Origin of the sequence: Streptomyces sp. NPDC048338, assembly GCF_043201055.1 — a bacterium.
Taxonomy (GTDB): domain Bacteria; phylum Actinomycetota; class Actinomycetes; order Streptomycetales; family Streptomycetaceae; genus Streptomyces.
Map to the genome: position 1 here is coordinate 475422 of NZ_JBICYQ010000004.1, position 17930 is coordinate 493351.

The window sequence follows — 17930 nt, forward strand, 5'->3', positions numbered from 1 at the left end:
TCAGCCACCTCGGTACGGCCATCGGACCGGAGGTTGGGATGGCCTCGCAGCGCCGAGGCCAGGGCCGGGGTGGCTCTGGCTCTCACCTGCCCTGATCGTCGCCTTCGTCGCTGGGACGGCGCTGCTCGGGCAGGCGCACCGTTGACGTCCCTGGCGAGGGTGCTCGGACTGGGTCCTGTGACGCGCTCGCATGGCGCGGCGGTTCGCCGTCTTCCTGCCGGCAGCGCAGCAGCAGCATCGCCGCGTCGTCGTGCAGAGGTCCACCGACATACGCCACCACATCCTCGCGCAGCGCATCAAGCGCGCGCTGGGGGTCGGGGTCCGACAGCAGGCCGCTCTGCTCCCCCAAGGGGTAGAAGGCGCCAAGGGAATTCCTGGCCTCCGAGACGCCGTCCGTGTAGAGGAGCAGCTGGTCTCCGGGGCCGAAACCGACGCTGTAGGGCTCGGGGGAGTCGGAGGCGGTCCAGATCAGGCCCAGCGGTGGGGCGTGCTGAGGGGGCTCCGGAAAGGCTGCGGGGCTCCCCGGCCGGACGAGCATGGCGGGCGCGTGACCATAGTTGAGGAACGCGACATCGCCCCCTTCCGTGATTTCGGCCAGCAAGGCCGTGACGAACTTCTCGCCGTCCCCTTCGCCCTCCAGGGAGCGCTGGACGGCACGCTCCACCCTGGCGCCTACGCCGCTCAGTCGGGGTTCGTCGTGTGCGGCTTCCCGGAAGGCGCCGAGCACGGTGGCGGCCGTCTCGACTGCCTCCAGACCCTTGCCCTGGACATCCCCGATGATCACCCGCACGCCTCCGGGCACTGGTACGACCTCGTAGAGGTCCCCGCCGATCCGTGCCTCGGCGACGGCCGAGGTGTAGGAGACCGCGGCGCGCAGGTGCCCGGCGCTGCGCGGCACCGGTCTCAGCAGAACCCGCTGCGCGGCCTCCGCGATCGTACGGACGCTTGCCAGCTCTCGTTCCTGGCGGGTGCGCACCACCGCGGCGGCAACCCCGGCGACGGTCACCCCTGCCACCGCTACCAGGGCGGTGTACCCGCGGCGGTTCGGGAACAGACCGTCGTAGAGCCCGAGCGCGCAGCAGAGGGCCATCGCCGCGGCCCCGATGGTGGCGGTACGGCGCCAGCTGCCCGCCAGACCGGCGAAGGCCGGCCCAAGCGACACGAGGGGCAGCAGGCCGACGCCCGGTCCCGCGGTGACGTCGGCAGCTGCGACGAGGGCCATCACCACGAAGGGGATCGCGAGCAGCGCGGGTTTCACCGGGACACTCCCGGAACGATGGACATCCACGTCGTACTCCCGGCTCCTCGTCGGCGCGGCGAACGCGGCACCCGTCCATTTCGATCGACACGGGCAGGGCGGTTGATGCGTGCTCCGCCACGTGTCACGTTTAGACTATGCAAAAGTTTGCCCGGCGAACCACATCGCTATGCCACCGCTACCCACCCGCTGTATTCCTCAGGGCGATGCGGAACTCGGGGGCCATGTGCTGATGGCGCGCCGCCGTTCCCGCCCCGAGCCACCCACAGGCTGGCGCCGCGTCGTCGCCCGGCTCCCGATCGCCTTCTACCGGATCGGCCTCGGCCCGGTTTTCGGCAAAAGGATGCTCATCCTCCAGCACACAGGACGGCTGTCCGGCCAGACCCGCGAGGTGTGCCTGGAAGTGGTGGCCCACGATGGGCTCCGGGGAAGCTGGACGGTGGCCTCGGGGTTCGGGACCGCCGCGCAGTGGTACAGGAACCTGCGCCACATCCCCAAGGTGACCATCCAGGTCGGGCGGACGTTCTACCCAGTCAATGCCCACTTCCTGACCGCAGAGGAAGGTGCCGACGTGATGGCCGCATACGCCGCCCGGCACCCGCGAGCCGCACGCGCACTATGCCGCTACCTCGGCCTGGACAATCCGGCGGACGGAACGGACCTCTTCCGGGAAGCCGGACGCAGGATCCCGTTCGTGCGTCTGGACGAGGTGCCGCCCCGCTGCTGGCGCTGAGAGCTCAGCGCTTCAGGGAACCCGAGCCCAGCATGACCAGGCCGGTCGTGAGGAAGGACAAGCCGATCGCCAGCTCCGGGAAGCCGCGGGCGGGGAGGGCGTACAGGACGACGGCGGCCACCGTGAACACGAAACCGATACCGACAGCTGTGACGGCCATGCGGAACTCGGTGACGTTCCTGCGGAACCAGGCGAGGACATTCACATCCGGCATGGGTGGTCAGCTTTCTGTCCGGGAAGAGGTGGCGCGCCGTGCACACCTGTACGACCGCATGAGACAGGCTACGGCCGCGAGGCTGAACAGCGGTGCGGCTGCGGTACAGACCATCACGACCGTTGCCGGCGCGTTCATCATGCGGGGGAGCGCGTTGAGTGGCACCAGGGCGTACAGGAAGAGTGTTGCCCACGCGTACGGCAGAGCGGTCGAACGGTCGCCGAGACGGGGAGGGACCCAGCCAGCGAAGATCGCCACCGGAAACGGGAGCAGGAGCAGGGTCGAGGCGAGCAGCGCGAGGGCGTGGTACGCCGGGTTTCCGTTCATTGGGGCCTCTCCGGTACCCGCCCAGACTAGATGGCGACGCGCCACGTTGTGAATGCCGGACACCGGCAGGACCAGACAAGTACGCACTCGTAGTGATCGCGGCATCCGTCGCCGTATCCGCTCCCCACGCTGGCTGCGCTACGCCGCAGTTCAGCCCGCGGCTGTGGGCCAGCCGAGCAGGCGGGCGCCGATCACCGCGGTCCGGAGGGCGTAGCGGTTGGACGGATCGGCAGGATCGGCCCCGGTGAGGCTCCGGATGCGCTCCAGCCGGTAGGTCAGCGCCCGCACGCTCAGCGACAGGCGGCGCGCGGCCTCGGTGGCCACGCATCCGCTGTCGAAGTAGGCGGTGAGCGTATCGATGAGGGGTTGGGCGCCGCCCCGCCCCGCGCCGTTCGCAGCGGACCGAGCGTGGTCTCCACCAGGTCGGCCGTGGCTTGCCGGTCGCGGGTCAGGACGGGGTAGACGAGCAGGTCGACGGCGTGCAGCACGGGCCCGTCGAAGCCCGTCCGCTCGGCGAGGTCGAGGGCGCCGAGGGCTTCCTCGTAGGAGTGGACGACTCCTCCGGCGCCGGGGTGGGAGCCACCGATGGCGACCTTGCCGCCGTCGGTGGCCGCGTACGCCTGCTTGGCGAAGAAGGCCAGTACGTCGGGTTGGTCCCCGGGGGCCACGCAGATCAGCCGGCCCCCCTTGGTGGCCAGAAGGATCCGTCGGCCCGGGAAGCGGGCCAGGACCGCCGTCTCGATGCCCCGGGCCACCCGGAAACCGTCGCCCTACGGCTCGGGGCCGACAGCTACGGCCACCGCATGGGCCTGAGAAAGACGAAGGCCGAAGTGCTCGGCCCGTTCAGAGAGGCGGCCGAGATCACTGCGCACGTACAGGAGGTCGTCGACGAACTCGCGGCGCGCGGCCTCTTCTTGACGGATGGCCTGTTGCTGGGCGCGCTCGTAGCCCTCGACGAAGGCGTCCACGGCCTGTTCCACCACCGCAAGCAGTCCACCGGGCGACGAGGGAACGGGCCGTACTGTCTGCACCGCCGCCAAGTGATTGCGTATCAGGCCGCGCAATGGGAGGCCGGACGGCATGCTCCCCTTCCGCGCGTGCCGTTCGGTACGTCACGCACTTCCCCCAGTCCTGACGCGCCCATGACGCTTCCTTGACGCGGGCACCGGAGTGTCACGTTCCGCGAGCGCTTCCGTCACCGGCATCAGGAGCGCGTAAAGACTGCCGGTCACCGGCAGTGTGTGTGGGCGCGGAACGCGGCAGGATCAGGGCACGGGGGAACGCACTACCGCCCGGATGCCGAACCATGGAAATGGGGGGCGGTATCCGGGCGGTAGTGCGTGGGCCTTCTTCGAGGCTGGCGCTCAGGTCGCCGAAGGGCCCTAAGAGGTCAGTGCTGCCGGGAGAAGAGCCAGACCGCGACCGAGACCGCCAGGACGAGTGCGCCCAGGGCGGGCGGCAGCAGGCCGGGGCCGGGGTGCAAGTACAGGAACGTGCCTGCTGCGGCCAGGATTGTTCCGAATGCACCCAGAGGCGACACCACCGACCCGGTGGGGGAGGGTCGGGGCATGGCGCGTCTCCTGGCAGGGAGGAACAGGGGCGGCCATGAGCTGCCCGGCCGGACAGGCATCGTTGCTCCCGTTCCGTCCAGCGTCGTACGCATTCCGGGTCGAGCGGGACGCCGTGGCCGACGTGGAGCTTCGCGGAGTCGGTTCGCCGGTTTGCCGGGGATTGAGGCCTATGAAGGAGTTGGCCACGAGGTCGCCCGCCACGAGGTCTCCGTTGTCGGCGAGGACGGAGACGGAGCCCGCGGTGCGAACCGGGCGTGGGCATGATGCGGGCCTGGAGCACGACCGTCCGTCCCAGTGGAAATGGCTGTCGAGGCTGCGCTGACAGTGAAGACCCTGCCCTGGAATGCCTGGCCAGATGGCCGGCCGAGCCCGGGCCGGCCGCGCATACCCGGCGGTTCGCGGTGAGGGGCCGTCCGGGGGAATCCGCAGTCCCGAGCGCACCACCGGCACGGCGTGCGGCGAGACATGGGGTATGACCGCTCACGAACACCGCGCCTGGAGCAGCGGCTCCTACGCGCGGGCGCTCCAGACTCCGCAGCGAGCCCTGTCCCTGTGCGACGCGCAGGGCTGGTGCCTCTCACTGGACCTGGAGCGGTGGTCCGCCCAGGCGGATGCGGGCGACGCCACGGTGCTGCAGCGGTGCGTCGGCCGGGTGCTGGACATCGGGTGCGGTGCTGGCCGGCTGGTCGAGGCACTGGCGGGACGGGGTCACCACGTCCTCGGCATCGATGTCTGTCCATCCGCCGTGATCACGACCGTGCGCCGGGGTGGCTCCGCCCTGAGCCGGTCAGTCTTCGAACCCCTCCCCGACGAGGGCCGGTGGGGGACGGCGCTGCTGATCGACGGGAACATCGGTATCGGCGGTGACCCGCAGCGGCTGCTGCGCCGGGTCCGGGACCTTGTGCGCGAGGAAGGCATCCTCCTGGTGGAGACCGCTGCCGGGGACGTGGACGAACGTCGCCGCGTCCGCATTCATGCAGGAAGCCGGCCCGTGAGCAGCGTCTTCCCGTGGGCCACGGTCGGCACTGCGGCGCTGAGCCGACACGCTGCCTCTTCGGGATGGGCCGAGGCCGAGCGCTGGAAGAGTTCCGGAGGCCGTCACTTCGTCGCGCTGCGCGCCTGCCGCTGAGCCCGGCTCCAGCGCCAGGTCCGTACGAACAGGACCGCGGCCGAGGCCGCGAACAGCGCCGCGGTGATCAGCAGCCACCTGGCCAGGAAGCCGTCCGCGGGGAGGGCGGTCGCGGCGGTGTAGTGGCCGACCTGGCGGAAGACCAGCGGCCACCAGACCAGCAGCAGGACGCCGGAGACGAACGCGGGTACGCGGACGTAGTTCACGCTTACCCGCCGCGCGGGCCGACCGTCGTCGGGGCTCGGGGTGAACAGGGCCTGTACGGCCCGGTCGGTCAGCGAGTACAGGGGGAGGAGTACGAGATCGTGCAGGAGGGCCGCCCCGACGAACCACACGGCCACGCCGACCGCGTCCCCCTCGAACAGACGCAGACCGGCGTAGAGCGCGAGGGCGAAGGAGACGAGGACGAGGAGCAGGTGCAGGGGGGAGGCGCCGTAGCGGCGCCGGAACGCGGTCGGGGCACTCATGCGGGCTCTCCGAAGGTGAGGCGGGTGACCCATTTGGTGTTGTGGACCCCCGGAGCCCCCGCGACGATGGCCCGCGCCGGGTAGCCGTGGTCGGCGGAGAGGATCGCCCCGTTGACGCGGACGGCCAGCAATGAGCGGCTGTCACGGACCTGGTGGTCGCTGAGCACGGCCGAGCGGAACGAGCCGCCACGCTGCACCGACTCGACGAGGACCTCGGGCGTGTTCACACCCATCCCGACGAGTGCGGCCAGATCGGTGAGCCGGACCCCGCCCCACCGCTGGTCGGTGGTGGACCAGCCCTCCACGCAGGCGATGGGCAGGGCCGACTCGTGCTGGGTCATCGCGAGGAGCTGCTCGTACGTCAGGTCGACCTGACGCCCCGGGCCGCGTACGGTCAGCCGCCACGCGGGGCCGACGTCGCTGGGCCGGATGCCGACCGAGGCAGCGGTCTTGTTGATCTGGAACCCGTTCGGGCCCGAACCCGGGTCCCGGCCGTGAGGGGCCAGCAGCGCGGTCCGCCGCCACCATCCGCCGATGCTCTGCCCCGCCGTGACCACCAGCAGCGCCACCGAACCGAGCCCCACCATGGCCAGGGCGCCCCGGCGGGAGATGGTCGGCGCCGCGGGTCTCGGCGCGACCAGCCCGAACGCTTCCTCGCTACCCGCCGCAGGTTCCCCGCGTCGCGGCCGTACGGCCCGCAGGGCTCTGGGCAGCCGGAAGGCCACGTGGACGACGAAGGCGCCGATGAACACCCAGGCCCCGTAGAAGTGCAGGGTGTAGAAGGAGCCGGGGAAGATGTAGTGCAGCTGGATGTTGAGGATGCCGGTGACGAACTCGAAGCCGGCGCCGCCGACCAGCAGGAGCAGCGACAGGCGGTCGAGTGCGTGGCTGATCGAGCGGATCGGTGGCCGCTCGAACAGCTTCGGGATGACCGACCACAGCTTCGCCAGCAGGACGGGCACGAGGACGATGCCCAGCGTCACGTGGACGCCCTGGGTGAGCCGGTAGAGCCAGTACGGGGAAGTCGGCCACGAGAACAGATAGAAGCCGAGCCACCCCTTGTTCGGTGTCTGGTCGTTGACCGCCGCGAGATCGGGGTTGTACGCCGCGTACGACAGCAGGCCCGTCACGAAGAGCACCGTGATCCCGAACAACAGGACCAGCCCGAAGAGCGAGGTCAGCCGCGGACCGCGCAGCGGGCTGCGCCAGAACTCCGGACGGGCCGGCCCCGCCCGCGCAGCCGAACGTACGGCCTTGCCCAGCCGCGCCAGCGGACCAGGCCTTGATGTCTCGCCGTCCGGATGCGCGGTCCCCGGAGTCTTGCCGGGCGAAGCTCCTGCCGTGGCGGGTGCATTGGCGTCCTTCGTCCCTCCGACAGCCGGGGGTGGCACGTCATCCGGCGGCTCGTGTCCGACGCCGCTCGCACCCATCGGGCACCTCCGCATAGACCCGGACCATCTCGTCTGTGAGAGATCGGTCTTCGGAGAGAACATGCCGCACCGCAGCTAACCCCGCACCGACGACACGCCAGGGCTGTTCGTTCGTGCACATTCGAATGGTCCTGCGAGTGTGCAGGGATCTCGGCATTGCGCGAGGCCCGAAAACTGACTCGGGCGTTCGCTCCATCCATCTGTGCATCCGAACGAAAGGAAAAAAGTCATACCGGGCAAGGAGGTCACTGTCGGTCGGCAAGGACCTGAGATGGCCGATCGCGCGTGCACTGCTGTCCGTGGATGCTGCCACGTACGCGGCGGGTTTGAGGCCGACCCCGTCGACTTGGGACTATTGATCGACAACTGAGGCACCCGCACGTCGCTCGGAGGCGCGATGGGAAGTCGAGAGGTCTCTCGGCGCAGGCGGTGGTCGTTACTTGGGAATGGTGGAGGCGACATCGTCCAAGATGGCGTCAGTGACGAGGCCGGTGTCCTCCAGTACATCCATGTGGTCCTGGACGGTGGTGTTGGCTTGGGCTGCGAGCCGTCGTACCACGGAGTTTTTGGTGGATGCGCGGACCTCGCCGATGGTAATGAACACCTTGCCGTGGGAAGCCCGGAGCAGGTCCACGAAGAGTTGGTCGAAGTCGCTGCCTCGGGCTTTTCGCAACTGGTCAACCCAAGCTTGCTGTTCGGCTGTCGCCAGGTCGGGGATGGGCACTTGGAGTGCCTGGGAGTCCTCGCGAACCAGTTGGTCGAGCTTGCTGTGTCCCTCGAGCAAATGCAAGCCGGCCCGTTTGATCGCTTCGCTCGATGCGTTGGTCTGGGCGAGGCGGCCGGCCGGTATCTCCCACAGTCCGGCCTGTCGGACTTTGGTGAGGAAGGTTTTGTCCAGTTCGGTGACTGCGTCGGTGCTGGCCGCCTGAGGCGCTGTCAGACCGGAGGCCGCCGTTGGGAGGTTAGCGGAGACCGACTCGTCGGCTGAGCTGTTCTTGAGCGCGAGCCATGCGGTTGCAGTGGCGATGACCGCCACGAAGGCGACTGCCGCGGCTGTCAGGCGGCCACGGCGACGACGGGACGGGGGGCGGGTGCTGCGTGCATGAGATTTCATCATGCCTCCTGGAGTGCACGACGGTTCGCCGGTGCCGGCACCGGCGCTGTGGCGCCCGGAAGTTTTGGGCACGGCCACGCTAACCTTTGCTCTAGGCAAACGAATTGATTTGGCGATGATGCGCAAAAATGGGAGGTGGGTGGCGGCCACCGGATAGCATCCCGGCCCTTCTCGCGGCCCTGCTCGGCGCGAATCCTGCATCCTCGACGGTCACGACCGAGGAAGCAACACAACGCACAAGTATCTGACCGACACCGCCAACTGACACACCCACAGGAAGGCAGCCATGCCACAGGAGACTTCCAGCCGCACGACACCAGCCAAGGCATTCATCGTGCTCGGGCTATGTCTGGCTCTGCTGGGAGGCGTCGGGGCATGGCTGCTGCTCGGCAGGGGAGCCGCTGAACCGTGCAATGGCCTGGCCGGGGACGAACGTGTGCAGAAGTCAGTGGGCGCGGCCGTTAGCCCAGGCACGAGCTGCGCAGCTCTTGCCGAGGCCATAGTGAACGCATCGGCCGGGAACGCGCCTGGCCGTCACACCCAGGCTCAGGCCCAGGCGCTGAAGGACGTCCTCGTCGTCCTCGGTTCCGAAGATCCAGCGAAACTCACCCTGGACACCGCCCTGCGTGTCCCTCTCGCCACCGCTCTGGCCGACTACGCACCCGATCTGCACGAGATGCTCGGCGGTATCGGCATCACCGACTTCCTGGCCAAGGCCGCACCCCAGGCCCCGCCGTGGCAGTCCGACGGCACCCACCACCTCACCGTCCTTCCCGACACCCTCAGGGGCATCGTCCGCGCTGTCGCGCAGGACCCCGAGGCCTACGCCTTGCTGCGCATGACGGAGACCCGGACCACGGCGCAGCGGCTAGCGGCGGTCCCCGCCGACGCTGCGAACTACAGCCTCAGCGTTCCACCGACGGAGAGCGCACGAGCACTCGGCATCCTCGATGGAATCGCCGACGCGGTCACCCACGGCAAGGACAAGAGGCAGGTACGGGTGTGGCGCACGGCTGTCGTGGACACCCTGCTGGACGGACAGGCCTCCCCCAAGAGCGCTCAGGACCCCCGGGCCGCCCATCTCACGGCGGCATGGCTTCAGAATCTGAAAAATGCCTCCCAGGAGGAGCGCTTCGACCGGCTGCGTACACAAGGTGTCGACATGGCTCGTGAGTGGGCCCAGGAACGGAAGATGGATGAACAGACCCAGCAGGGACTGCTCGCCAAAGTCGAACGCAGCGCACTCAGCGCGTACCGAGAAGTCGAGCTCTGACCGCTGGGCACCACCCATTACGGCGGCCTCTCCGGACTCCTGGGCGTACCCGTCCACATCGCAGCAGCCCTGGCTTCCTGGGCAAGTATGGCTCTCGCGGCCTCACTCGGCGGGTACCCCTACCTCTTCGCTGCCCTCGCTGCGCTCTCCGTCGTGGCCGCGTGTCTCGCCCTGGTAGCAGCAGGAGAAGGACGTATCCGGCCGCTGTCCAGGTCCGCTCCGAGCGGTAAACCAAGGTCACGTTTGCGCACGCCACACCCTGGACGATCCTGAGTAGACCTCTCAGCAGGAGCCTTCGCTTGCCTTGGCCGTGAGGTGGTGGTCCTGGCGGATGAACGGGAAGCGGCTGTTCGGATCGACTCGGGCCATGGTGACGCGTATGCAGTACTTCGTGTTGGTGTCCTCGGTCGAGATCGTGTAGCCGTGGCCATCGTCCTCGACAAAGGCCTGGGAGACGTCAAGGCCCAGGCCGGGCCCCGTACCGCTGTCCTCCACGGCGTCCCTGATCAGGGTTCCCAAGTGCATGTCGGGGCTTACGTACTGCGTGCTCCCGTTCAGGTCCTCGGCACCTTGGTGAACGGCCGTGCGTAGTTCGCCCTCGCTCCACCGGGAGCTGTTCCGGAGCCCGATCATCGCGCAGATGGCGACGATCGGCGCGATGACGATGAGCGCGAGACCCACCGGGTTGCGGTGGTTGTATACATACCGGTTCGTCCCCCATGCACTCCGCGCGAAGACGGGGTCCTCGCTCAACGGCCCTCCCTCCAGGTCGTCGGCGGTGCTCAACGTCATGGGCGTCGGCATGGGCCCTCTGTGGCGGTCGCGATCACATGATGGCGTTCGAGGGCGGCAGGGAAGGGTTTGTCGGGGTCGACCGGGGTCAGAAGCAGGCGCATGCAGAACTTCGTATCGGTGTCCTGCGTGGAGATCGTGTAACCGGCGGGGCCGTCCCCGTACACGCTCACTCCATGGCCGGGTCCCGTGCCGCTCTCCTCGATGGCGTTGCGGATCAGGTAGTCCTGGGGTGCTTCGGGGCTCGCGTACTGAGGTTTGGCGTTCAGGACGTCAGCGGCTCGGTGGACGGCCGTACGAAGCTCGCCCTCGCTCCAGTGCCAGCTGCTGTACAGCGAGTACAGAACACTGCTCGCGACGATCGGCGTGAGGACGATGAGGGCGCGGCCCAAACGGCTGCGCGGGTTGTACACGTATTGTTTGGTGCGCTCGTGCCGTACGAACACGGGCTCGGTCTTCAATGCTCCTCCCTGACGTCGTGCGAGGTGCTGATCTCCATGGGGCCGCCCTCTCTGGGAGGGTGTTCGGCTTGGCCCTTCGCGCAGAGGCTCGCCGCCTCTGGTGCACGTACACGGCGGAAGCCGGCCCTCTCGAGCGGGGCGCCACCGCAGCTGATCGGCTCCCTGGCGCGGTTCTTCACGGTTGCTTTGCGGGTCATGTGGGCCAGGGTGTCGGAGCGCTGGAAGGCGGCGGCCAGGAGTGGGTGTATGGCGGTGGGCTCCACGGCGTGTTGGCGGTCTCCGGTTTGAAGGGGCCGGCCCGGTTGACCATGAGGATCATCATCGTGGCGGTGAAGACCAGGGTGATCACGATGAGCGCCAGCCCGATGGGATTGTTGGGGTTGTAGTAGTAGCGGTTCGTCCCCCACTTGCTTCGCCTGAAGACGGGTTCGTCGTCGTAACGCATTCGCTGGGATCCCTTGTCGACTGGTTGAGCGATCTGGAGGGGGTTCGGCACGGATATCTCTGCTGTCGCCGGCGAGCCCTGTCCTGGCGAGCACACTTGGGGTGTGGACCTGAGACCGCCACCCGTGTGCCGCGCCATCAACTGTGCGAAATCCGCCACCAGCCCAGATCCTCCCCGCTTCCGCCATCCGGCATCCGGGCGGTGTTGCTCTCCTCTCGTGATCTGATCCTGCCCGTTCCGTGTGCGGCGGCGCATTGCCGGTGACCGGCAGCTTTTACGTCATCCTGATGCCGATGGCGGCGCCCCGCTCAGCGCGTGTCACCCTGGTCCCTGCGTCAAAGGCGCGTCAACAGGCGTGAGATCGGGGGAGCGACATGGCCGAGGCGGCAGCGCCAACAGAGCACGTGGTGGGGTGCGCTGAGATTCTGCTCGACGCCTGCGCCACGGGGCGTCGGCTCACCCGCGACGAGTTGGAGTCACGGAGGGCTCAGGGTGCCCGGGCGGCGGACGCGGGACTGGCGCTGCGTGGCCTGATTCGGGACCATCTGGCGGCAGCGCGGGAGGTGCATCCGCGGTTGCCGTCCGGGTCGGTGGGTCCGCTGCTGGCCGCCGTCGAACAGGCGGTGGACGCTTTCGCCGAGGGGTACGAGAGGGCGCAGCACCAGGCAGTGCGGCAGGAGGAGGCCGCGCGCCGGGAGTTCGTCGACGACCTGCTGTACGGGCGCAGTGACCTGGGCCGGCTGGCGGAGCGGGCCGAGCGGTTCGGGCTGCGGCTTTCGCAGGCCCACGCGGTGGCGGTGGCCGAGGGGTCGGAGCCGTACGGCGACGGCTACCCCGTGGCCCGCGGGATCGAGGAGACCGTCCTGGCCCGGTTCGGCAACCGGCAGATCCTTCTGACCACGAAGGACGGCAGGCTGATTTGCGTGGCTCCCGGTGACCAGCCGGACGTCCTGGCCTATTTCGCCAAGCAGGCGTACGCGGCCACGGACGGCGGACGCGTCGCGATAAGCCGGTCACACTCCGGTGCGGGCGGCGTCGTGCACGCGTACGAGGAGGCGCTCAACGCTCTCGATCTCGCGGAGCGGATGGGTCTGGAGGGGCCAGTGCTGCACTCGGCCGACCTGCTGGTCTATCCGGTCCTGACCCGGGACCGGCAGGCCATGGCCGACCTGGTGGAGAGTGTCCTCGGCCCGCTCCGGCAGGCCCGGGGCGGTGCCCAGCCGCTCTTGGACACGCTCACCGCGTACTTCGACAGCGGCTGCGTGGCGACCGAGGCGGCGCGGCGGCTTTCGCTGAGCGTGCGCGCGCTCACCTACCGGTTGGAGCGCATCCACACCCTCACCGCAGCCGACCCGGCGGATCCGCACAACCGATACACCCTGCAGACCGCGGTGATCGGCGCTCGCCTACTGGGCTGGCCGGATACGGTGGCGTGACAGCGGCCGTCGACCGAGCTGGCCATTCCCGGTCGTACGGAGGGCGAGGCACCCTGGCAGCGCCGGTCGGTAGATGACTTCGCCGACTGCGACCAGCGGGGGCGCTGCTCGCGGGCGCAGCCACCGCCGCACTCGTGGGTGCGGTGCTTCCTGGCAGCGCCGGGCCGTGCTGCACGCGGGGCACGGCCGCACGGGCTGGTACCCGTCAGGATGGGCGCAAGGCACGGAACGCCTCGTCGGCCAGGGCGGGGAGGTCGAGGGCGCCATCGCTTTGGACCCAGGCGGCGAGGGCCGTTGTCACGGCGCCGAGGGCGGCCGCCGCCACGACCCGGGTGGAGATGTCGCTCTCGGCGGGGTTGCGTGACCTGAGAGCCTCGGCGAACAGCCGCTGCGTGGCGTACTGGTTGTCCCAGGTACGGGCGCGCAGGGCCGGTGTCTCGAAGATGAGCCTGGTGCGGATGAGCAGGGCGTCCTTGCCAGTGGCGTACACCGTCTCCAGGCCCTGGCTGAGGGCGTTGCAGAGGGCGGTGAGGCTGTCCTCGTGAGGCGGTCGCTCCTCGATGAGCCGGGCGATCAGCGGGTCGTAGTCGTCGGACTCCACGACGGCTTCCTTGGTGGGGAAGTGCCGGAAGAACGTCATGTGGGAGACTCCGGCCGCGGCCGAGATCTCTTCGACGGTGGTGTTCTGGTAGCCCTGGTCCAGGAACAGGCGCAGCGCCTGTTCCTGGATCGTCCGGCGGGTCTGCGCCTTCTTCCGTTCACGCAGTCCGGGAGCCGGCGTGGGGGACGTACTCATGGGCCTGCCGCCTCCGGGCGTTCTCGGTGCTCGCTCACTGCATTGTGCCGTTCCCGAGTATGCGTGCCAGTGCCCTGTCCAGGGCGGCCGACGATGTTCCGTGCCAGGCCAGGTGGGCGTCAGGTCGTACCAGCAGGCTGTGCTGTCGGCTTCCCGGCAGGGTGAGCGCGGTCAGGCCGCCGACGCCGAGGTGCCGCAGGGCGACGGCTCCCTGGGCCGCGGGTGCCGCTCTGGGCGTGAGCATGGCCCAGCCCGTGCGCAGTTCCTCGTACAGGCGGGTGGGTGTGCCGTCCTGGCGGGTGCAGGCGAGGTCGGGTACGCGGTCGCCCGGGCGCGGGGCGGAGCCGGGGCGCTGACGGCCGGTACCGAGCGGGCCTTTGCGGTAGGTCAGGGTCAGTTGGGAGGACTTCTCCCAGAGCCGGCGTTGGACTGCGGGCCGGTTGAGCAGGGGGACGAAGACGTGATCACGCAAGGCCCGCGCCCACGTGGTCTGTCCGAGGACCACGCCGGTCATGGCGGTCGTGGATGCGAGTACCTCGCGTGCGATGGGCTTGCGTTCGGCCTCGTAGGTTTCGAGCAGGCCGTCGCCGGACCGCCCTGAGGCGACCAGGGCAAGCTTCCAGGCCAGGTTCTCCGCATCGCCGAGGCCGGTGTTCATGCCCTGGCCGCCGAAGGGGCTGTGGATGTGCGCGGCGTCGCCGGCGAGCAGGATCCTGCCCTGGCGGTATGACGAGGCGAGGCGCCGGTGAATCCGGAACGTGGAGGTCCAGAGGACCTCGCGCACGGCGGTGCCGGGAATGCCGGCCTCGTGCAGGAGCAGCTTCGTCAGCGTCTCCATCGGGTCCGCGGCGGATCCGGCCGCTGCGGGCGCCATCAGGCGCCACATGTTCTCCCCCGGAAGCGGAAACGCCCCCAGCATCGCGTCTCCGCGCAGCCAGACCGCGACCGTGTCCCTGGGGATCGGCAGACGTGCCGTGACATCGGCCAGCAGGAAGCGTTCGACGACGGGCACGCCGGGGAAACCGATCCCGGCGGCCTTGCGTACGCGGCTGTGCGCGCCGTCGCACCCCACCAGCCAGTCGGCCCGCTCCTCAGCGTCGCCAAGGCGGAGGACGACCCGGTCCGAGCCTTGGCGCACCCCCAGCAGCTCGCGGCCCCATTCGACTTCGACACCGAGTTCGGCCAGGCGGTCCCGGAGCCGGGCCTCGACCTCGGCCTGGGACATGAGCAGGCCGGGCCTGGTCACCAGCTTCGTGGGCTGTCCCACGGGGAGTCTGGCCAGGGGCCTGCCGTCCACGTACGTGGTGACGTGGGCGATGCGCACCGACCGCTCGGGCAGGTCGCCGAGCGCCCCGAGACGGTCGAGCACCTCTGCCCCGCGAGGCTGAAGGCCCAGGGCCCGCGAGGTCGGAGCCGGTCCAGGCGCCTTGTCCAGCACCCGGACGCAGACTCCCGCCGCGCGTAGTCCGCAGGCCGTCGCCAGTCCGGTCGGCCCGGCACCGGCGATCACAACGGTCATCGAGGGCATGACAGCCATCTTTCGTTAGTCACTAACTTAAGTTAGACAATAACGTCAGCTCCTGTCGCCCGCACCACCCTGCGATCGGCGTCAAAGCGGCGTAAAGACTGCCGGTGATCGGCAATGTGCGACGGGCTCCCGTCGGGGCAGGATGGGCCGAGGCCGGACGGGCCCACGCACCTGATGCCGGGTGCCTGAAGGGAGGGGGAGGCGTGGACGAGTTCATCAGGGCCGTTCTGGGCTTCCCCACCGTGCCGTTCACAGCCGCCCTGGTCGTTGTCTTCGGGTTCTGGCTGCTCGTGCTGTGCGGGGCCGCGGATCACGACGGTGTCGGTGCCGATTCCGGCAGCAGTGCTCTCGGCATCGGCGGTGTGCCCGTCACGGTGTCGGCCTCGCTGCTGATCGGCCTGGCCTGGTTCACGAGCCTCACCGGCTCCGTGCTCCTTGCCCGTACAGGGTGGCCCGGCGCGCTGGTCCATTTCCTCGGTGTCGCACTGCTGTTCGCCTCGGTCTTCCTGTCCTGGCGCGTGACCCGACACGTCGTACGGCCCCTGGCCAAGCTCTTTCCCGACGAACCCGGTCCGTCCCGGCTGGACTTCGTCGGTCTGACCTGCGTCATCCGCACGGGGCGGGTGGACGCGGTCTTCGGCCAGGCCGAGGTCGCGGCAGGGGACGGCGCCACTTCGATCGTCCAGGTACGCCAGCACGGCAGCGACCCGCTCACGCTCGGCAGCACCGCGCTGCTTTACGCGTACGACGACGCAGGCGAGTTCTTCTGGGTCGCGCCCTTCGATGCGGCGCTCGACCCGCGCGGCTGATCCGCCGCTCTTTCTCAGCCTTCCCGGGCTTCTCAGCTTCGACTTCTCACGTGGGGACTCCTCATGGATGCCATCTCTTTGGGCCTTGGCACGCTCGTCATCGTCGTTCTCGTCCTCGTGATCGCGGCTCTGCTCGTGGTGACCCGGTTGTTCCGCAAGGTCGAGCAGGGCAAGGCCCTGATCGTCTCCAAGATGCGGAAGGTCGATGTGACCTTCACCGGTCAGGTCGTGCTGCCCGTACTGCACAAGGCCGAGATCATGGACATCTCGGTGAAGACCATCGAGATCTCCCGGACCGGCCGCGACGGTCTGATCTGCAAGGACAACATCCGCGCCGACATCCGCATCTCGTTCTTCGTCCGCGTCAACAAGACCGTCGAGGACGTCATCAAGGTCGCCCAGGCCATCGGCACCCAGCGGGCCTCGGACAAGGCGACCCTGCAGGAGCTGTTCAACGCGAAGTTCTCCGAGGCGCTCAAGACGGTCGGCAAGCAGCTCGACTTCACCGACCTCTACACGATGCGCAACGAACTGCGCGACCGGATCATCCACATCATCGGCACCGATCTGAACGGCTACAGCCTGGAGGATGCGGCGATCGACTATCTGGAGCAGACCCCCCTCGCCCAGCTGGACGCCGGCAACATCCTGGATGCCCAGGGCATCCGGAAGATCACCGAGCTGACGGCCGTCGAGAGCGTGCGTACCAACGAGTTCCGCCAGCACGAGCAGAAGGAACTCACCCGCCAGAACGTCGACGCCCGCGAGGCGATCCTGGAGCTGGAGCGCCGCCAGGCGGACGCGGAGATCAAACAGCGCCGCGAGATCGAGACGGTGCGGGCGCGGGAGGAAGCGGAGACCGCGCGAGTGGTGGAGGAGGAGCGGCTGCGGGCGCAGAGCGCCTTCCTCAAGACGGAGGAGCAGCTCGGCATCCAGCGCGAGAACCAGGCTCGCGAGGTGGCCGTCGCGCAGAAGAACCGCGAGCGGGTCATCGCCATCGAGAACGAGCGGATCGAGAAGGACCGTCTGCTGGAGGTCATCGCGCGGGAGCGGGAGACGCAGCTGACAAGGATCGCCGCCGACAAGGAGGTCGAGACCGAGAAGCGGGACATCGCCGAGGTCGTGCGGGAGCGGATCGCGGTGGACCGTACGGTCGCCGAGCAGGAGGAGTCCATCAAGCGGCTGCGGACGGTGGAGGAGGCCGAGCGGGAGCGGCAGGCCGTCGTCATCGCCGCCGAGGCGCAGGCCCAGGAGAAGCTGGTCAAGGACATCAAGGCGGCGGAAGCGGCCGAGCAGGCGGCTGTGCACCGGGCGGCCGAGGAACTCACCCTCGCCGAGGCCCGCAACAAGACCGCCGATCTCGACGCACGCGCCAAGATCCGCCTCGCGGAGGGCATCCAGGCGGAGGCCGCCGCCGAGGGCCTGGCCGCGGTCGCCGTGCGGGAGAAGGAAGCGGACGCGATCGAGAAGGCCGGCCGGGCCGAGGCCGGGGCCACGACGGCGCGGCTGAAGGCGGAGGCCGACGGCGCCCGCGAGATGGCACTGGCCGAGGCGACCGCGATCGGCGAGAAGCTGAAGGCGGAGGCGGAAGGCCTGACCGAGAAGGCGGCGGCCATGGCCGCGCTCGACGAGGCCTCGCGCGGCCACGAGGAGTACCGGCTGCGGCTGGAGGCGGAGAAGGAGATCCGGCTCGCCGGGCTGGACATGCAGCGCCAGGTCGCAGAAGCCCAGGCAACCGTCCTGGCGACCGGGCTGGAAAGCGCCGACATCAGCATCATCGGCGGCGAGTCGGCGTTCTTCGACCGCATCGTCGGAGCGATGTCGATGGGCCGGGCCGTGGACGGGTTCATGGACAACTCCCAGACCGCCCAGACCCTGGCCGGGCCCTGGCTGGACGGCTCCGGCTCCTTCACGGAAGACCTCACGAAGGCACTGGGCTCGGTGTCCACGTCCGACGTGCAGAACCTGACCGTCTCGGCCCTGCTGATGAAGCTCATGCCGACCGGATCGGGGCAGCTGGACGAGCTGATGGCCAAGGCCCGGCAGCTGGGCCTGGCCGACATGCCGGTGACCGCACTCGCCGGCCTGAACGGCACCGCCAAGAGCTGACCGCCACGGGGGTGCGGTCACGTTCCGGAGCCGCCGCG

17 protein-coding genes and 1 pseudogene are annotated in these 17930 nt (G+C 69.2%); 6 read left to right on the forward strand and 12 right to left on the reverse strand.

Annotated features, from left to right (window positions below; translation table 11 throughout):
- Window positions 1-82: 82 nt before the first annotated feature.
- Complete coding sequence (locus ACGFZF_RS12525) at window positions 83-1222, reverse strand: PP2C family protein-serine/threonine phosphatase (RefSeq protein WP_266445569.1); 1140 nt, start codon at window positions 1220-1222, stop codon at window positions 83-85.
- Between the two features lie 268 nt (window positions 1223-1490).
- On the opposite strand from ACGFZF_RS12525, the gene ACGFZF_RS12530 reads away from it, so the two are divergent.
- Window positions 1491-1991, forward strand: a complete 501-nt coding sequence (locus ACGFZF_RS12530; protein ID WP_327266992.1) for a nitroreductase family deazaflavin-dependent oxidoreductase — start codon at window positions 1491-1493, stop codon at window positions 1989-1991.
- A gap of 4 nt (window positions 1992-1995) precedes the next feature.
- Here ACGFZF_RS12530 and ACGFZF_RS12535 read toward each other — a convergent pair whose 3' ends face one another.
- The 3 genes and pseudogenes from ACGFZF_RS12535 to ACGFZF_RS12545 form a co-directional block, all read right to left on the reverse strand.
- Window positions 1996-2205 carry a hypothetical protein gene (locus ACGFZF_RS12535; RefSeq protein WP_266444474.1) on the reverse strand — a complete coding sequence of 70 codons (210 nt, stop codon included), beginning with the start codon at window positions 2203-2205 and terminating at the stop codon, window positions 1996-1998.
- A 477-nt stretch (window positions 2206-2682) separates the two neighbouring features.
- Window positions 2683-3608, reverse strand: a pseudogene (locus tag ACGFZF_RS12540) (PucR family transcriptional regulator); the annotation flags it as partial.
- Between the two features lie 314 nt (window positions 3609-3922).
- On the reverse strand, window positions 3923-4102 hold the full coding sequence (locus ACGFZF_RS12545; protein ID WP_266444477.1) for a hypothetical protein: 180 nt from the start codon (window positions 4100-4102) through the stop codon (window positions 3923-3925).
- Between the two features lie 473 nt (window positions 4103-4575).
- On the opposite strand from ACGFZF_RS12545, the gene ACGFZF_RS12550 reads away from it, so the two are divergent.
- Window positions 4576-5232, forward strand: coding sequence for a bifunctional 2-polyprenyl-6-hydroxyphenol methylase/3-demethylubiquinol 3-O-methyltransferase UbiG (locus ACGFZF_RS12550; RefSeq protein ID WP_252310234.1), 657 nt, complete (start codon window positions 4576-4578; stop codon window positions 5230-5232).
- Here the strand turns inward: ACGFZF_RS12550 and ACGFZF_RS12555 are convergent.
- The 3 genes from ACGFZF_RS12555 to ACGFZF_RS12565 form a co-directional block, all read right to left on the reverse strand.
- Window positions 5202-5699: a hypothetical protein gene (locus ACGFZF_RS12555; RefSeq protein WP_266444480.1), complete on the reverse strand. Its 498-nt coding sequence runs from the start codon at window positions 5697-5699 to the stop codon at window positions 5202-5204. The two genes, ACGFZF_RS12550 and ACGFZF_RS12555, sit on opposite strands and share 31 nt — an antisense overlap.
- The gene (locus ACGFZF_RS12560) at window positions 5696-6961 is read right to left on the reverse strand and encodes a molybdopterin-dependent oxidoreductase (RefSeq protein WP_393553753.1); all 1266 of its coding nucleotides are present in this window, start codon (window positions 6959-6961) and stop codon (window positions 5696-5698) included. The genes ACGFZF_RS12555 and ACGFZF_RS12560 overlap by 4 nt, the downstream gene beginning before the upstream one ends.
- 604 nt (window positions 6962-7565) lie before the next feature.
- Complete coding sequence (locus ACGFZF_RS12565; RefSeq protein ID WP_327265439.1) at window positions 7566-8393, reverse strand: DUF4142 domain-containing protein; 828 nt, start codon at window positions 8391-8393, stop codon at window positions 7566-7568.
- A gap of 136 nt (window positions 8394-8529) precedes the next feature.
- On the opposite strand from ACGFZF_RS12565, the gene ACGFZF_RS12570 reads away from it, so the two are divergent.
- Window positions 8530-9516, forward strand: a complete 987-nt coding sequence (locus ACGFZF_RS12570; RefSeq protein WP_266444485.1) for a hypothetical protein — start codon at window positions 8530-8532, stop codon at window positions 9514-9516.
- Window positions 9517-9798: 282 nt separating this feature from the next.
- Here ACGFZF_RS12570 and ACGFZF_RS12575 read toward each other — a convergent pair whose 3' ends face one another.
- The 3 genes from ACGFZF_RS12575 to ACGFZF_RS12585 form a co-directional block, all read right to left on the reverse strand.
- Window positions 9799-10308: a hypothetical protein gene (locus ACGFZF_RS12575; RefSeq protein ID WP_393553656.1), complete on the reverse strand. Its 510-nt coding sequence runs from the start codon at window positions 10306-10308 to the stop codon at window positions 9799-9801.
- Complete coding sequence (locus ACGFZF_RS12580) at window positions 10305-10769, reverse strand: hypothetical protein (RefSeq protein ID WP_371593848.1); 465 nt, start codon at window positions 10767-10769, stop codon at window positions 10305-10307. The genes ACGFZF_RS12575 and ACGFZF_RS12580 overlap by 4 nt, the downstream gene beginning before the upstream one ends.
- 193 nt (window positions 10770-10962) lie before the next feature.
- Window positions 10963-11214, reverse strand: coding sequence for a hypothetical protein (locus ACGFZF_RS12585; protein WP_266444494.1), 252 nt, complete (start codon window positions 11212-11214; stop codon window positions 10963-10965).
- A gap of 374 nt (window positions 11215-11588) precedes the next feature.
- Between ACGFZF_RS12585 and ACGFZF_RS12590 the strand changes: the two genes are divergently transcribed.
- Entirely contained in the window at window positions 11589-12650 is a 1062-nt protein-coding gene (locus tag ACGFZF_RS12590) for a CdaR family transcriptional regulator (protein ID WP_266444497.1), read from the forward strand.
- 205 nt (window positions 12651-12855) lie between these two features.
- On the opposite strand, the gene ACGFZF_RS12595 is transcribed toward ACGFZF_RS12590, so the two are convergent.
- Both ACGFZF_RS12595 and ACGFZF_RS12600 read right to left on the reverse strand, forming a co-directional pair.
- The gene (locus ACGFZF_RS12595) at window positions 12856-13446 is read right to left on the reverse strand and encodes a TetR/AcrR family transcriptional regulator (RefSeq protein WP_266444499.1); all 591 of its coding nucleotides are present in this window, start codon (window positions 13444-13446) and stop codon (window positions 12856-12858) included.
- Between the two features lie 34 nt (window positions 13447-13480).
- Window positions 13481-14965, reverse strand: a complete 1485-nt coding sequence (locus ACGFZF_RS12600) for an FAD-dependent monooxygenase (protein WP_393553659.1) — start codon at window positions 14963-14965, stop codon at window positions 13481-13483.
- 212 nt (window positions 14966-15177) lie between these two features.
- Between ACGFZF_RS12600 and ACGFZF_RS12605 the strand changes: the two genes are divergently transcribed.
- Together ACGFZF_RS12605 and ACGFZF_RS12610 are read left to right on the forward strand one after the other, a co-directional pair.
- Window positions 15178-15783: a hypothetical protein gene (locus ACGFZF_RS12605; RefSeq protein ID WP_327382182.1), complete on the forward strand. Its 606-nt coding sequence runs from the start codon at window positions 15178-15180 to the stop codon at window positions 15781-15783.
- Between the two features lie 63 nt (window positions 15784-15846).
- A complete protein-coding gene (locus ACGFZF_RS12610) occupies window positions 15847-17892 on the forward strand; it encodes a flotillin family protein (protein WP_266444503.1) in 2046 nt (681 codons plus the stop codon).
- Window positions 17893-17930 lie beyond the last annotated feature (38 nt).

Bases quoted from the DNA above. Each gene is read 5' to 3' on its own strand.
- ACGFZF_RS12525 (WP_266445569.1), bottom strand. From the start codon at position 1,222: ATGGCCCTCGTCGCAGCTGCCGACGTCACCGCGGGACCGGGCGTCGGC.
- ACGFZF_RS12530 (WP_327266992.1), top strand. From the start codon at position 1,491: ATGGCGCGCCGCCGTTCCCGCCCCGAGCCACCCACAGGCTGGCGCCGC.
- ACGFZF_RS12535 (WP_266444474.1), bottom strand. From the start codon at position 2,205: ATGCCGGATGTGAATGTCCTCGCCTGGTTCCGCAGGAACGTCACCGAG.
- ACGFZF_RS12545 (WP_266444477.1), bottom strand. From the start codon at position 4,102: ATGCCCCGACCCTCCCCCACCGGGTCGGTGGTGTCGCCTCTGGGTGCA.
- ACGFZF_RS12550 (WP_252310234.1), top strand. From the start codon at position 4,576: ATGACCGCTCACGAACACCGCGCCTGGAGCAGCGGCTCCTACGCGCGG.
- ACGFZF_RS12555 (WP_266444480.1), bottom strand. From the start codon at position 5,699: ATGAGTGCCCCGACCGCGTTCCGGCGCCGCTACGGCGCCTCCCCCCTG.
- ACGFZF_RS12570 (WP_266444485.1), top strand. From the start codon at position 8,530: ATGCCACAGGAGACTTCCAGCCGCACGACACCAGCCAAGGCATTCATC.
- ACGFZF_RS12575 (WP_393553656.1), bottom strand. From the start codon at position 10,308: ATGACGTTGAGCACCGCCGACGACCTGGAGGGAGGGCCGTTGAGCGAG.
- ACGFZF_RS12585 (WP_266444494.1), bottom strand. From the start codon at position 11,214: ATGCGTTACGACGACGAACCCGTCTTCAGGCGAAGCAAGTGGGGGACG.
- ACGFZF_RS12590 (WP_266444497.1), top strand. From the start codon at position 11,589: ATGGCCGAGGCGGCAGCGCCAACAGAGCACGTGGTGGGGTGCGCTGAG.
- ACGFZF_RS12595 (WP_266444499.1), bottom strand. From the start codon at position 13,446: ATGAGTACGTCCCCCACGCCGGCTCCCGGACTGCGTGAACGGAAGAAG.
- ACGFZF_RS12600 (WP_393553659.1), bottom strand. From the start codon at position 14,965: ATGACCGTTGTGATCGCCGGTGCCGGGCCGACCGGACTGGCGACGGCC.
- ACGFZF_RS12610 (WP_266444503.1), top strand. From the start codon at position 15,847: ATGGATGCCATCTCTTTGGGCCTTGGCACGCTCGTCATCGTCGTTCTC.